The following is a 14,179-nucleotide window of genomic DNA, read 5'->3' as shown; positions in this document are numbered from 1 at the left end:
CCCGGACAGCCGCGGCCGTCCCGGCCGTCAGGCGTCGTAGGTGTCGGCCTTCTTCGGCGTCGCCTCCTGGACCGCGCCGCTGAGGGCCGACGACCGCGACTTGAACTTCTCGATGTTCACCCGGTGCTCCTGCAGCACCTGCAGCGCGGCGTGGTGGACCCGCCTGAGGACCGGCGTGGCCGCGCGCAGCACGTCGTCGCTCATGAAGCGGTTGCCCCAGGGCTGGTCGGCCCAGGCGTGCCGCAGACCGAACGGCTCGGGCAGGCCTATGGAGCCGCCGAGCCAGTTCAGCAGCGACGGGTTCCAGCGCATCGCGGCCCGGGCGGACAGCCGTACGACCTCGTCCGGAGTGATCAGCGGCAGGTTGACCTTCCGGGTCTCCCAGAACTTCACGGTCTTGGCGACCTCCTTGGTGGGGGCCGCGGGCTTGCCGTAGAACAGGCCGTTCACCGGGCCGAGGGCATGGCCGGTGACCTCTATGCGCAGCGTCTCCTTGAGCACCGTGACGGTGATCATCATGGTGATGATCAACTGGCTGTCCCACAGGGCCCACTGCACTCCCAGGTAGTGCCGGTCGCCGCTGTCGAACTGCTTGTGGTTGCAGATGCTCTCCATGGCGCTGGGCTTGACCTGGTACCCCTCCACGTCCGGTCCCTCGGGCCGGGAGACCTCCTTGGCGTCCGGGCCTATCGGGGTGACGATCCAGTCCCGCACGTCGGGCGGCGGGAAACCGCCCGTCTTCAGGCGCTGGCGCGGGAGCAGCTTCAGTTCGTCGTGGATGGCGCGGACGACCGTCCAGCTGCGGAACTCGTGGATGGCCTTGTCCGGGTCGGCCGGCTCCAGCTCCTCGGCGAGGTGCCAGGCGCCCCAGCGCGTCCCCATGCCGAGTATGCCCTTGCGGCCGGCGTAGAAGACGGAGTTGGACTGCTGCTCGGCGTTCAACTTGGCCAGCGACTGCCGCAGTTGCTCGGCCGCGGTCTCGTCGGGCTTGGTCGGTACGGCCTCCGGGACGGCGGCGCCGACGTTGCTGCCGGACAGCAGGCCGTTCCACCGCTCCCGCAGGTCCTTCGCGGTCCGCTCGCAGATCTGCTTCGCCAGGAACCAGCCGATCACGGGCGCGACGACCGCCCCGCGCGCGTACCACCCCCACAAGCCGCCGAACGGCAGCCGGAAGAGGAACAGCACGGCCAGCCCCCCCACCGCGACGAGCAGGACGGTGGCCATGCCGGAGACCCGCTTGTCCTCCTGCCGGGCCATGGTGGCCCGCAGCTGGAACACCAGCAGCCAGACCAGCAGGCCGGGCAGGAACAGCACCCCGCACAGCAGCATGATCGCGGTGAGTTTGCGGTCCCGGTCACGGCGGATGCGGTTGGCGGCCAGACAGTGGTCGACGACCACCTGCGGCTCCATGCCGAAGGACTGTATGAGGGGCTTGCGGCCGGCTCCCAGCATGCGGCTGATCACCGCCTGGGAGAACGCCTCACCGAGATTGGGGCGGAAGATCTTCGCCCAGGGGCGTCCCGTGCTGACCGTCGTCTGATGCCACTCGTTGTCGGCCTTCTTGATCTCCTCGATCGGCCCGTCCCGGTAGGCCGCAGAGGCAAGCGCGAAGGTCGCCGTCAGACTCCCTCCCGTCCGCGGCTCCTGCGGACCGAAAAAGTCCGAGTAAATCGCGTCAACGGTCATTCCCGCCCCCGATCGCCGCGCGTTGTCGCCTATGCGGCTCTTCCCGACTTCCTTGCTCCGCACACCTGTTGATCAGGTCGTCATGGTGTCCAGTGACAACTTGATCAGTTGGTCGTCAGAGTATCCGCAGGCACCGCACGTTCGTCGGCGGACGGCCGAAGCCGCCCGCCGACGCGGTGGGGGAGCGCTCCGCCGGGCGCCCGGGAGCGCCCGGCGCCGACTACGCGGAGGCGCGCGCCTCTTGACGGATCCTCTCGGCGACCTGCGCGGGCATCGGCTCGTGCCGCGCGTAACGGCGGCTGAACCGAGCGGTCCCGTGCGAGAGGGAGCGCAGGTCGACGGCGTACCGCCCGATCTCGATCTCGGGCACCTCGGCCCGGACCACCGTGCGGCCGCCGCTGGTCTGCTCGGTGCCCAGCACCCGGCCGCGCCGCCCCGACAGGTCGCTCATCACGGCGCCCACGTAGTCGTCGCCGACCAGGACGCTCACCTCGGCCACCGGCTCCAGCAGATGGATCTTCGCGTCGGCCGTGGCCTCCCGCAGCGCGAGCGCGCCCGCCGTCTGGAACGCGGCGTCGGAGGAGTCCACCGAGTGCGCCTTGCCGTCGAGCAGCGTGACCCGGACGTCGATCAGCGGATAGCCGGCCGCGACCCCCTTGGCCGCCTGGGCGCGCACGCCCTTCTCGACCGACGGGATGAACTGCCGCGGCACCGCGCCGCCGACCACCTTGTCCACGAACTCGATGCCCGAACCGCCCGGCAGCGGCTCCACCTCGATCTCGCAGATGGCGAACTGCCCGTGCCCGCCGGACTGCTTCACGTGCCGCCCGCGCCCGCCGGCCTTCCCGGCGAACGTCTCGCGCAGGGAGACCTTGTGCGGGACGACGTCGACCTGGACGCCGTAGCGGCTGCGCAGCCGCTCCAGCGCGACGTCCGCGTGCGCCTCGCCCAGGCACCACAGCACCACCTGGTGGGTGTCCTGGTTCTGCTCCAGGCGCATCGTCGGGTCCTCGGCGACCAGCCGGGCCAGGCCCTGGGACAGCTTGTCCTCGTCCGCCTTGCTGTGCGCCTGGATGGCGAGCGGCAGCAGCGGGTCGGGCATCTCCCACGGCTCCATCAGCAGCGGGTCGTCCTTGGCGGAGAGCGTGTCCCCGGTCTCCGCGCGGCCGAGCTTGGCCACGCACACCAGGTCGCCCGCGACGGCGTGCGTCACCGGGCGCTGCTGCTTGCCGAAGGGGGTGGACAGCGCGCCGATGCGTTCGTCGACGTCGTGGTCCTCGTGCCCGCGGTCGGCCAGGCCGTGGCCGGAGACGTGCACCGTTTCGTCGGGGCGCAGGGTCCCGGAGAAGACGCGGACCAGCGAGAGGCGGCCGACGTAGGGGTCTGACGACGTCTTGACCACCTCCGCGACCAGCGGTCCACCGGTGTCGCACGGCTTCAGCTCGCGCCGCTTGCCGTCGATCGTGGTGACGCCCGGCGTGGGGTGCTCGAACGGCGTCGGGAACCCACCGGTGATCAGATCCAGCAGCTCCACGGTGCCGAGCCCCTGCCGGGCGCCCTCGGCCGCGGGCGCGGCGGCCAGCACGGGGAAGAACACCCCGCGCGCGACGGCCCTTTCCAGGTCCTCGATGAGCGTCTTGACGTCGATCTGCTCACCGCCGAGGTAGCGGTCCATGAGGGTCTCGTCCTCGCTCTCCGAGATGATCCCCTCGATCAGCCGGTTGCGGGCGTCCTCGAGCTGCGGCAGCCGGTCCTCGCCCGGCTCGGACTCCTTGCGCTCGCCGGTGGAGTAGTCGAACAGCCGCTGCGACAGCAGGCCCTTCAGTCCGGTCACGGGCGCGTGCCCGTCGGGACCCTGCGGGCCGTGCAGCGGGAGGTACAGCGGCAGCACGGCGTCGGGGTCGTCGCCGCCGAAGGCCTCCGCGCAGGTCCGCGTCATCTCCTCGAAGTCCGCCCGCGCGGCCTCCAGGTGCGTGATCACGATCGCCCGCGGCATGCCGACGGCCGCGCACTCGTCCCACACCATCCGCGTCGAGCCGTCCACCCCGTCGGAGGCGGAGACGACGAAAAGGGCCGCGTCCGCCGCTCGCAGACCGGCCCTGAGCTCCCCGACGAAGTCGGCGTATCCGGGGGTGTCGAGGAGGTTTATCTTGATGCCGTCCCATTCGACGGGCACCAGGGAGAGCTGCACCGAGCGCTGCTGCCGGTGCTCGATCTCGTCGTAGTCGGAGACGGTGCCGCCGTCCTCCACGCGGCCCGCCCGGTTCACCGCTCCCGCCGTGAGCGCGAGAGCCTCCACCAACGTGGTCTTGCCCGATCCGCTGTGGCCGACCAGCACCACATTCCGTACGGACGCGGGGTGGTCGGCCGCTGTAGCCCTGCCGGCGGCTCCGGGGTGTGGGTTCGCCTTGTCGCCCATGATCCTGCCTCCCGTGACGGTGAGGTCACTGTGGGCGCGGACATGCGGAGCCTGCCCGGACTCATCCGGGAGGTGCCCCGGCGGTGACGGCTCCGGTGACGCCCGCGGTCATTCGAGCTTTGCACTCCCGTCACGGTGCGTCCATACGACGGGAGTGATCGTGCCCGTAGGTCCCTGCGCAAGCGGCCGCCGGTCCCCCGTGCGAGTGCCCGGCCCTCGCACCCGAGCGCGCGTGGCTACGATGGGCCAGCCGGTGGCCAGCAGGGGCCGCGCGGCCACACCGACCCTCGGGAAGGCCATGCTGAACAAGTACGCGCGTGCATTCTTCACGCGTGTCCTCACACCGTTCGCCGCGTTTCTGATCCGACGGGGCGTCAGCCCCGACACGGTCACCCTCATCGGCACCGCCGGAGTGGTCGCGGGCGCGCTGGTCTTCTACCCCAGGGGAGAGTTCTTCTGGGGCACGGTCGTGATCACGCTGTTCGTGTTCTCCGACCTCGTCGACGGCAACATGGCCCGCCAGCTGGGCCGCTCCAGCCGCTGGGGCGCCTTCCTCGACTCCACGCTCGACCGGGTCGCCGACGGCGCGATCTTCGGCGGCTTCGCCCTGTGGTACGCGGGCGGCGGGAACGACGACGTCCTGTGCGCGGTCTCCATCTTCTGCCTGGCCAGCGGTCAGGTGGTGTCGTACACCAAGGCCCGCGGCGAGTCGATCGGCCTGCCGGTCGCCGTCAACGGCCTGGTCGAGCGCGCCGAACGCCTGGTGATCTCCCTCGTCGCGGCCGGCTTGGCGGGCCTGCACAAGTTCGGTGTCCCCGGCATCCAGTACCTGCTGCCCGTCGCCCTGTGGATCGTGGCCGTCGGCAGCCTGGTCACGCTGATCCAGCGGGTCGTCACCGTCCGCCGGGAGTCCGCGGAGGCGGAAGCCGCGGACGGGCGCAGCGCGCAGGGTCGCGAGGCGGCGAAGTGACCGCCCGTGACCGGCTGACGGACGGGCTGTACGGCCTCGGCTGGGGCGTGGTCAAGAAGCTCCCGGAACCCGTCGCAGTGCGCCTCGGACGCGGCATCGCCGACCTCGCCTGGAAGCAGCGCGGCAAGGGCGTGCGGCGGCTGGAGAGCAACTACGCGCGCGTGCTGCCGGGCGCGAGCCCCGAGCGGCTGGCCGAGCTGTCCCGGGCCGGCATGCGCTCGTACCTGCGCTACTGGATGGAGTCGTTCCGGCTGCCCGCCTGGAGCGCCGAGCGCATCAGGAACGGCTTCACCCCGAAGGACCTGCACCACCTGACCGACGGGCTCGCCACCGGCCGCGGCGTGATAATCGCGCTGCCCCACATGGCCAACTGGGACCTGGCCGGCGCCTGGGTCACCACCGCGCTCGGCACGCCGTTCACCACGGTCGCCGAACGCCTGAAGCCCGAGACGCTCTACGACCGCTTCGTCGCCTACCGCGAGGGCCTCGGCATGGAGGTCCTGCCGCACAGCGGAGGCACCGCCTTCGGCACGCTGGCCCGGCGGCTGCGCGACGGCGGCCTGGTCTGCCTGGTCGCCGAGCGCGACCTGTCCTCCTCCGGCGTCGAGGTGACGTTCTTCGGCGAGGCCACCCGGATGCCCGCGGGGCCCGCGCTGCTCGCCCAGCAGACCGGCGCGCTGCTGCTGCCGGTGACCCTCTGGTACGACGGCTCGCCGGTGATGCGGGGGCGTGTGCACCCGCCGGTCGAGGTCCCCGAGTCAGGTACCCGGGCGGAGAAGACGTCTGTCATGACACAGGCGCTGGCCGACACCTTCGCCACGGGGATCGCCGAACATCCGGAGGACTGGCACATGCTGCAGCGGTTGTGGCTGGCGGACCTGGAACCCCGCCCGTCGGACGGGGAGCGCCCGTGAGGATCGGCATCGTCTGCCCGTACTCGTGGGACGTGCCCGGCGGCGTCCAGTTCCACATCCGGGATCTCGCCGAGTACTTCATCCGCCTGGGCCACGAGGTCTCCGTGCTGGCCCCGGCCGACGACGACACCCCGCTGCCGCCGTACGTCGTCTCGGCCGGGCGCGCGGTCCCGGTGCCGTACAACGGCTCGGTGGCCCGCCTGAACTTCGGCTTCCTCAGCGCCGCGCGGGTGCGCCGGTGGCTGCACGACGGCCATTTCGACGTGGTGCACATCCACGAGCCGACGTCGCCGTCGCTGGGCCTGCTGACCTGCTGGGCCGCGCAGGGCCCGATCGTGGCCACCTTCCACACGTCCAACCCCCGCTCCCGCGCGATGCTCGCGGCGTACTCCATCCTGCAGGCGGCGCTGGAGAAGATCAGCGCCCGGATCGCGGTCAGCGAGTACGCCCGCCGCACGCTCGTGGAACACCTCGGCGGCGACGCGGTCGTCATCCCCAACGGCGTCGACGTCGACTTCTTCGCGCGCGCCGAGCCCAGGCCCGAGTGGCAGTCGGACGAGGCACGGGGCTCGGCCGGGCACGGCTCCGGGAAACCCGGGGAAGGCGAGGGCGGCACGATCGGCTTCATCGGCCGCATCGACGAGCCCCGCAAGGGCCTGCCGGTGCTGATGAAGGCCCTGCCGAAGATCCTCGCCGCCCGCCCGCGGACCCGGCTGCTGGTCGCGGGCCGGGGCGACGAGGAGGAGGCGGTCCGGTCGCTGCCCGCCGAGCTGCGCTCCCGGGTGGAGTTCCTCGGCATGATCAGCGACGAGGACAAGGCGCGCTTCCTGCGCAGCGTCGACCTGTACGTCGCCCCGAACACCGGCGGCGAGAGCTTCGGCATCATCCTCGTCGAGGCCATGTCGGCGGGCGCCCCCGTGCTCGCCTCGGACCTCGACGCCTTCGCCCAGGTCCTCGACCAGGGCACGGCGGGGGAGCTGTTCCCCAACGAGGACTCCGACGCCCTCGCCGAGGCGGCCGTCCGCCTCCTCGCGGACCCGGCCCGCCGGGCCGAGCTGCGGGAGCGGGGGAGCGTGCACGTACGCCGCTTCGACTGGTCGACGGTCGGCGCGGACATCCTGTCGGTGTACGAGACGGTGACCGACGGCACATCGGCGGTGGCGGCGGCCGACGAGGACCGGACCCCCGGCCTACGAGCCCGCTTCGGCCTGGCCCGAGACTGACCCCCCGCACCGCGAATCCCCGGCCTCCGGCACCCCCGCCGCCCGACGGGCGCGCGGTCACGCGCCGGACCGGTCCCCGGCCCCGGCTCGGCCCGACGGGCACGGGTATCGCCGGGCCGGTCCCCGGCGCAGCTCCGGTCTGGCGGGCGCGGGGATACGCCGGGCCGGCTTCCGGCCCCGCTCCGGGCCTCGCGGTCGCGGGCACGGGTATGCGCCCGGCCGGTCCCTGGCCCAGCAGTCGCCGGCCGGGCGTGCGTCGGCCGGTTTCCGGCGCGGTTCGGCCCCGCTGGGTGTGGGCCTCGCGGGGTGGGGTCTGCGGCGGCCGCTGGGGTGCGGTGGGCCTCAGTGGGGCGGTGGGCGTGGCTGGGCCGGATTCAGGTCGCCGGTCGGCTGCCTGACGGGCTGGGCCTCGTGCGGCGGGGTTCCTGACGGGCGGGTCCGGTGGTCGACGCCTTGGGAGTGCGGGAGCGGTGGCTCGGGCGCGGCTGCCTGCGTCCGGCGGGCAACGGCTCCCGGGGACGGCCGTCCCCCGGCGCCGGTGAAGTGGCGGTTCGCGGGACCGGACCCGGACCCGAGTCCGGGCCGTCCGGCCCGGACGGCGTTCTCGGGCGACCGTCCCGCACCGTGGGACCCGGCGGGGCCGGTGGCGCGTAATCTTGCCGCCCGTGACCGCAACCCTCATCTGGACCCTCGTCGTCCTCGTCGCGATCGGCCTGTACCTGAGCTGGACGGCCGGCCGGCTCGACCGGCTGCACTCCCGGATCGACGCGGCCCGCGCCGCGCTCGACGCGCAACTGCTGCGCCGGGCCTCCGTGGCCCAGGAACTCGCCACCTCCGGCGTTCTCGACCCGGCCGCCTCGATCGTCCTGTACGAGGCCGCGCATGCCGCCCGGCAGGCCGAGGAGGACCAGCGGGAGGTCGCCGAGAGCGAGCTCAGCCAGGCGTTGCGGGCCGTGTTCGCCGAGCCGGCCCAGGTGGAGGCGGTGCGCGCGGCGCCCGGCGGCGAGGAGGCCGCACACGAGCTCACCGAGGCGATGCGGCGCGTCCCGATGGCCCGGCGCTTCTACAACGACGCGGTGGGAGCCGTGCGCCGGCTGCGCGAGCACCGCAAGGTCCGCTGGTTCCGGCTGGCCGGCCACGCCCCCTTCCCGATGGCGTTCGAGATGGACGACGAGCCGCCGACGGCGCTGGCGGACCGGGCCGCCCAGACCTGACCGGCGACCGCCGCACCCCTCCACGCGGATCTGCCGCATCCCCTGCGCGCGGATCTGCCGCATCCCCTGCGCGCGGGCCTGCCGCATCCCTGCGCGCGGGCCTGCCGCATCCCTGCGCGCGGATCTGCCGCACCCCCTGCGCGGGCCCGCCGCACCCTTCTGCGCCGAGCAGCCGCACCCCTGCGCGACAGCAGCCGCCCCCCTCCGCGCGGAGAAAAGGATCCACCGGCTTGCCATTGGCCCTTGCTGTGGACTGGTCCACTCGCGTTTCCTCGGTGCTCGCAGCAACCCTCTTTCACCGAGTGAGGTAAACCCGTGTCCAGCACGCTCTCCGAAAACCAGGCCCCCGAGACCGGCACCGCCCGCGTGAAGCGCGGCATGGCCGAGCAGCTCAAGGGTGGCGTGATCATGGATGTCGTCACGCCGGAGCAGGCGAAGATCGCCGAGGACGCGGGCGCCGTCGCCGTCATGGCACTGGAGCGGGTCCCCGCCGACATCCGCAAGGACGGCGGCGTGGCCCGCATGTCCGACCCGGACATGATCGAGGGCATCATCGAGGCCGTCTCGATCCCGGTCATGGCCAAGTCCCGCATCGGCCACTTCGTCGAGGCCCAGGTCCTGCAGTCCCTCGGCGTCGACTACATCGACGAGTCCGAGGTCCTCACCCCGGCCGACGAGGTCAACCACTCCGACAAGTGGGCCTTCACGACCCCCTTCGTCTGCGGCGCCACCAACCTCGGCGAGGCCCTGCGCCGCATCGCCGAGGGCGCGGCCATGATCCGCTCCAAGGGCGAGGCCGGCACCGGCAACGTCGTAGAGGCCGTCCGCCACCTGCGCCAGATCAAGAACGAGATCGCCCGCCTGCGCGGCTACGACAACAACGAGCTGTACGCCGCCGCCAAGGAGCTGCGCGCCCCCTACGAGCTCGTCAAGGAGGTCGCCGAGCTCGGCAAGCTGCCGGTCGTGCTGTTCTCCGCCGGCGGCGTGGCCACCCCCGCCGACGCCGCCCTGATGCGCCAGCTCGGCGCCGAGGGCGTCTTCGTCGGCTCCGGCATCTTCAAGTCCGGCGACCCGGCCAAGCGTGCCGCCGCCATCGTGAAGGCCACCACCTTCTACGACGACCCGAAGATCATCGCGGACGCGTCCCGCAACCTCGGCGAGGCCATGGTCGGCATCAACTGCGACACCCTCCCCGAGTCCGAGCGCTACGCCAACCGCGGCTGGTAGTCACCATGGCGGATTCATCCGAAGCGCCCGTCATCGGCGTCCTGGCCCTCCAGGGCGACGTACGGGAGCACCTCATCGCCCTGGCCGCGGCCGACGCTGTGGCCAGGCCGGTGCGGCGCCCCGAGGAACTCGCCGAGGTCGACGGCCTGGTCGTGCCCGGCGGGGAGTCCACCACCATCTCCAAGCTGGCCGTCCTCTTCGGCGTGATGGAGCCCCTGCGCGCCCGCGTGCGGGCCGGCATGCCCGTCTACGGCACCTGCGCGGGCATGATCATGCTCGCCGACAAGATCCTCGACCCGCGCTCCGGCCAGGAGACCATCGGCGGCATCGACATGATCGTGCGCCGCAACGCCTTCGGACGCCAGAACGAGTCCTTCGAGGCGGCGGTCGACGTCAAGGGCGTCGCGGGGGATCCCGTGGAGGGCGTCTTCATCCGCGCCCCCTGGGTCGAGTCCGTCGGCGCCGAGACGGAGGTGCTCGCCGAGCACGACGGCCACATCGTCGCCGTCCGCCAGGGAAACGCGTTGGCCACGTCCTTCCACCCGGAACTGACCGGCGACCACCGCGTGCACGGGCTCTTCGTCGACATGGTGCGCGCGAACCGGGCAGCGGAGTCCTTGTAGGATCTCGGGGGGTCCCCCCGGGCCCTCAAGGCCTGGGGGAGTTCGTCATGTGGATGGTTACGCGAAGGAGACAGGCAGATGTCCGGCCACTCTAAATGGGCTACGACGAAGCACAAGAAGGCCGTGATCGACGCCAAGCGCGGCAAGCTCTTCGCGAAGCTGATCAAGAACATCGAGGTCGCGGCGCGGATGGGCGGCGTCGACCTGGACGGCAACCCGACGCTCTACGACGCCGTCCAGAAGGCCAAGAAGCAGTCGGTCCCGAACAAGAACATCGACTCCGCGATCAAGCGCGGCGGCGGTCTCGAGGCCGGCGGCGCCGACTACGAGACGATCATGTACGAGGGCTACGGCCCGAACGGCGTCGCGGTGCTCATCGAGTGCCTCACCGACAACCGCAACCGGGCCGCCTCCGACGTCCGCGTCGCCATGACCCGCAACGGCGGTTCCATGGCGGACCCGGGCTCGGTGTCGTACATGTTCAGCCGCAAGGGTGTCGTCATCGTCCCCAAGGGCGAGCTGACCGAGGACGACGTGCTCGGCGCCGTCCTGGACGCGGGCGCCGAGGAGGTCAACGACCTCGGCGAGTCCTTCGAGGTGATCAGCGAGGCCACCGACCTGGTCGCGGTCCGCACCGCCCTCCAGGACGCCGGGATCGACTACGACTCCGCGGAGTCCAGCTTCGTGCCGTCCGTCCAGGTCGAACTGGACGAGGACGGCGCCAAGAAGATCTTCAAGCTGATCGACGCGCTGGAGGACAGCGACGACGTGCAGAACGTCTTCGCCAACTTCGACGTCAGCGACGAGATCATGGAGAAGGTCGACGCCTGAGCCGAGGCGCGTTCCTCGCTCGTCGTCGTGGACCTCGTCCGTCCTCCCTTCATGTCGGGCCGCCGCGTTGTCGGTGGCACCCGATAGCCTGCACGAACAGGCGGGCGAAGGGAGGGCGCGTGCGCGTACTGGGGGTCGACCCGGGACTGACCCGGTGCGGTGTCGGCGTGGTCGAGGGGGTCGCCGGCCGGCCGCTCACCATGGTCTCCGTCGGCGTCGTCCGCACACCGCCGGAGGCCGACCTGGGCCATCGCCTGGTCGCCATCGAGCAGGGCCTCGAAGAATGGCTGGATCTGCACCGGCCCGAATACGTCGCCGTGGAGCGGGTGTTCAGCCAGCACAACGTGCGCACGGTGATGGGAACCGCCCAGGCCAGCGCCGTCGCCATGCTCTGCGCCGCCCGCCGCGGCATCCCCGTCGCCCTGCACACCCCCAGCGAGGTCAAGGCCGCCGTCACCGGTTCCGGCCGCGCCGACAAGGCCCAGGTCGGCGCCATGGTCACCCGGCTGCTCCGGCTCGACGCGCCGCCCAGGCCCGCCGACGCCGCCGACGCCCTCGCCCTCGCCATCTGCCACATCTGGCGCGCCCCCGCCCAGAACCGGCTGCAGCAGGCCGTCGCCCTGCAGGCGGCCAGAGCATCGAAAGGCCGTAGCGCATGATCGCCTTCGTCAGCGGACCGGTCGCCGCCCTCGCCCCCGACTCCGCGGTCGTCGAGGTGGGCGGGATCGGCATCGCCGTCCAGTGCACGCCGAACACGCTCTCCGGGCTGCGCGCGGGCCAGCACGCCAAGCTGGCCACCTCCCTGGTGGTCCGCGAGGACTCGCTCACCTTGTACGGCTTCGCCGACGACGACGAGCGCCAGACCTTCGAGTTGTTGCAGACCGCGAGCGGCGTCGGCCCCCGCCTCGCCCAGGCGATGCTGGCCGTGCACTCCCCGGACGCCCTGCGCCGGGCCGTCTCCACCGGCGACGAGAAGGCACTCACCGCCGTCCCCGGCATCGGCAAGAAGGGCGCCCAGAAACTCCTGCTGGAGCTCAAGGACCGCCTCGGTGAGCCGGTCGGCGCCCCGGCCGCGGGCACCACGGCCGGCAGCGTCGGCTGGCGCGACCAGTTGCACGCCGCGCTGGTCGGCCTCGGGTACGCCACCCGTGAGGCCGACGAGGCGGTGGCCGCCGTGACCCCGCAGGCGGAGGCCGCCGAGGGCGCCCCGCAGGTCGGCCAGTTGCTGAGAGCCGCCCTGCAGACCCTGAACCGAGCCCGCTGACCGACCCGACCCCGAGGCACACCACATGAACTGGGACGACCCGACCGACGCCGCCGCCCCCGAGCGGCTGGTGGCCTCCGTCGCCGATCGCGAGGACCAGGCCGTCGAGGCCGCCCTGCGCCCCAAGGACCTGGGCGAGTTCATCGGCCAGGAGAAGGTCCGCGAACAGCTCGACCTCGTGCTGCGCGCGGCACGCGCGCGTGGCGCCACCGCCGACCACGTGCTGCTGTCCGGCGCCCCCGGCCTCGGCAAGACCACCCTCTCCATGATCATCGCGGCCGAGATGGGCGCCCCCATCCGCATCACCTCCGGCCCCGCCATCCAGCACGCCGGCGACCTGGCCGCGATCCTGTCCTCCCTGCAGGAGGGCGAGGTCCTCTTCCTCGACGAGATCCACCGCATGTCCCGGCCCGCCGAGGAGATGCTGTACATGGCGATGGAGGACTTCCGCGTCGACGTCATCGTCGGCAAGGGCCCCGGCGCCACCGCCATCCCCCTCGAACTCCCGCCGTTCACCCTGGTCGGCGCCACCACCCGGGCGGGCCTGCTGCCGCCCCCGCTGCGCGACCGCTTCGGCTTCACCGCGCACATGGAGTTCTACGAGCCCGCCGAACTGGAGCGCGTCATCCACCGCTCGGCCGGCCTGCTCGACGTCGAGATCGAGGGCCCCGGCGCCGCCGAGATCGCCGGCCGCTCCCGCGGCACGCCCCGCATCGCCAACCGCCTGCTGCGCCGCGTGCGCGACTACGCGCAGGTCAAGGCCGACGGCTTGGTCACCAGGGACATCGCCGCGGCCGCCCTCGCGGTCTACGAGGTCGACGCCCGCGGCCTCGACCGCCTCGACCGCGCCGTGCTGGAGGCGCTGCTGAAGCTGTTCGGCGGCGGCCCCGTCGGCCTGTCCACGCTCGCCGTCGCCGTGGGAGAGGAGCGGGAGACCGTCGAGGAGGTCGCCGAGCCCTTCCTGGTACGGGAGGGCCTGCTCGCCCGCACCCCGCGCGGACGGGTCGCGACGCCCGCCGCATGGGCGCATCTCGGCCTCACCCCGCCCGGCTCGTCGACCGTGGGAAACGGACAACAGGACCTGTTCGGGACGTGACGCCTTTCTCACGGCGCGGGCATTGGCCGGAGCAGGAACCCAGGTGCCATGCTGAGCGTTGTTCCCTGCGCGTGGACTCGCTTAGACTCCGCCGATGCCGCCGTTGTCGACGGCATACATACCCCCATCCAACAGGCCGCTGTCCGCCGCGGTCGTGCGAAGGAAATTCCGTCCCGTGAATAACATCGGCATGCTCCTCCCGTTCATCGTGCTCATCGGGGCCATGTTCCTCATGACCCGTTCGGCCAAGCGCAAGCAGCAGCAGGCCGCGCAGATGCGAAACGAGATGCAGCCCGGCAGCGGCGTCCGCACCATCGGGGGCATGTACGCGACGGTCAAGGAGGTCAACGAGGAGACCGTCCTCCTCGACGCCGGTCCGGGCGTCGAGCTCCTCTTCGCGAAGAACTCCATCGGTGCCGTCCTCACCGACGACGAGTACAACCGCATCGTCCACGGCATCGAGCACGACCTGAAGTCCGACGCCGACGTCGTCCCCGACGACGCCTCCTCCCTCACCGAGACCGACGACTCCGCCGACGAAGCTGCCGCCGCCTCCGACGACAAGTCCGTCGACCTCGGCAAGAAGGACGCGCCCGAGGAGCCGGCCGACGAGACCCCGGCCGCCGAGGCGAAGTCGGACGATCCGAAGAAGACCGACGGCGACTCCGACGCGAAGTAGCCGTGCCCCGGGGCGCGCGGACAGGCACCGCGC

General features: G+C 72.1%; 13 protein-coding genes. 11 read left to right on the top strand and 2 right to left on the bottom strand.

The window, feature by feature from the left end:
- Positions 1-27 precede the first annotated feature (27 nt).
- Positions 28-1,686, bottom strand: a complete 1,659-nt coding sequence (locus ACZ5GT_RS12190) for a hypothetical protein (protein ID WP_469019797.1) — start codon at positions 1,684-1,686, stop codon at positions 28-30.
- A gap of 220 nt (positions 1,687-1,906) precedes the next feature.
- Positions 1,907-4,105, bottom strand: coding sequence for an elongation factor G-like protein EF-G2 (locus tag ACZ5GT_RS12185; RefSeq protein WP_469019794.1), 2,199 nt, complete (start codon positions 4,103-4,105; stop codon positions 1,907-1,909).
- Between the two features lie 241 nt (positions 4,106-4,346).
- Here ACZ5GT_RS12185 and pgsA point away from each other — a divergent pair, with 241 nt between their 5' ends.
- From pgsA to yajC, 11 genes are all read left to right on the top strand, one after another.
- On the top strand, positions 4,347-5,075 hold the full coding sequence (pgsA, locus tag ACZ5GT_RS12180; protein ID WP_469020306.1) for a phosphatidylinositol phosphate synthase: 729 nt from the start codon (positions 4,347-4,349) through the stop codon (positions 5,073-5,075).
- The gene (locus ACZ5GT_RS12175; RefSeq protein ID WP_469019790.1) at positions 5,072-5,989 is read left to right on the top strand and encodes a phosphatidylinositol mannoside acyltransferase; all 918 of its coding nucleotides are present in this window, start codon (positions 5,072-5,074) and stop codon (positions 5,987-5,989) included. Before pgsA ends, ACZ5GT_RS12175 begins: the two co-directional genes overlap by 4 nt.
- Positions 5,986-7,212: a glycosyltransferase family 4 protein gene (locus ACZ5GT_RS12170; protein WP_469019787.1), complete on the top strand. Its 1,227-nt coding sequence runs from the start codon at positions 5,986-5,988 to the stop codon at positions 7,210-7,212. The genes ACZ5GT_RS12175 and ACZ5GT_RS12170 overlap by 4 nt, the downstream gene beginning before the upstream one ends.
- A 665-nt stretch (positions 7,213-7,877) precedes the next feature.
- On the top strand, positions 7,878-8,426 hold the full coding sequence (locus ACZ5GT_RS12165) for a LemA family protein (protein WP_469019784.1): 549 nt from the start codon (positions 7,878-7,880) through the stop codon (positions 8,424-8,426).
- Between the two features lie 315 nt (positions 8,427-8,741).
- Positions 8,742-9,653 (top strand): pyridoxal 5'-phosphate synthase lyase subunit PdxS, encoded by a 912-nt coding sequence (pdxS, locus tag ACZ5GT_RS12160; RefSeq protein WP_324788643.1) that lies wholly within the window; start codon positions 8,742-8,744, stop codon positions 9,651-9,653.
- Between the two features lie 5 nt (positions 9,654-9,658).
- The gene (pdxT, locus tag ACZ5GT_RS12155; RefSeq protein WP_469019772.1) at positions 9,659-10,276 is read left to right on the top strand and encodes a pyridoxal 5'-phosphate synthase glutaminase subunit PdxT; all 618 of its coding nucleotides are present in this window, start codon (positions 9,659-9,661) and stop codon (positions 10,274-10,276) included.
- A gap of 78 nt (positions 10,277-10,354) precedes the next feature.
- Positions 10,355-11,107: a YebC/PmpR family DNA-binding transcriptional regulator gene (locus tag ACZ5GT_RS12150; protein WP_324788641.1), complete on the top strand. Its 753-nt coding sequence runs from the start codon at positions 10,355-10,357 to the stop codon at positions 11,105-11,107.
- A gap of 119 nt (positions 11,108-11,226) precedes the next feature.
- Positions 11,227-11,766 carry a crossover junction endodeoxyribonuclease RuvC gene (gene ruvC, locus ACZ5GT_RS12145; protein WP_469019767.1) on the top strand — a complete coding sequence of 180 codons (540 nt, stop codon included), beginning with the start codon at positions 11,227-11,229 and terminating at the stop codon, positions 11,764-11,766.
- Positions 11,763-12,371 carry a Holliday junction branch migration protein RuvA gene (ruvA, locus tag ACZ5GT_RS12140; RefSeq protein WP_469019765.1) on the top strand — a complete coding sequence of 203 codons (609 nt, stop codon included), beginning with the start codon at positions 11,763-11,765 and terminating at the stop codon, positions 12,369-12,371. Before ruvC ends, ruvA begins: the two co-directional genes overlap by 4 nt.
- A gap of 25 nt (positions 12,372-12,396) precedes the next feature.
- Positions 12,397-13,467: a Holliday junction branch migration DNA helicase RuvB gene (gene ruvB, locus ACZ5GT_RS12135; protein WP_469019762.1), complete on the top strand. Its 1,071-nt coding sequence runs from the start codon at positions 12,397-12,399 to the stop codon at positions 13,465-13,467.
- A 190-nt stretch (positions 13,468-13,657) separates the two neighbouring features.
- Complete coding sequence (gene yajC, locus ACZ5GT_RS12130) at positions 13,658-14,146, top strand: preprotein translocase subunit YajC (protein ID WP_469020302.1); 489 nt, start codon at positions 13,658-13,660, stop codon at positions 14,144-14,146.
- Positions 14,147-14,179: the final 33 nt, after the last annotated feature.

Source organism: Streptomyces sp. NPDC031340 (genome assembly GCF_055569945.1).
Note: the sequence above shows the minus strand (reverse complement) of the source record. Positions and strands in the feature narration are given on the sequence as shown.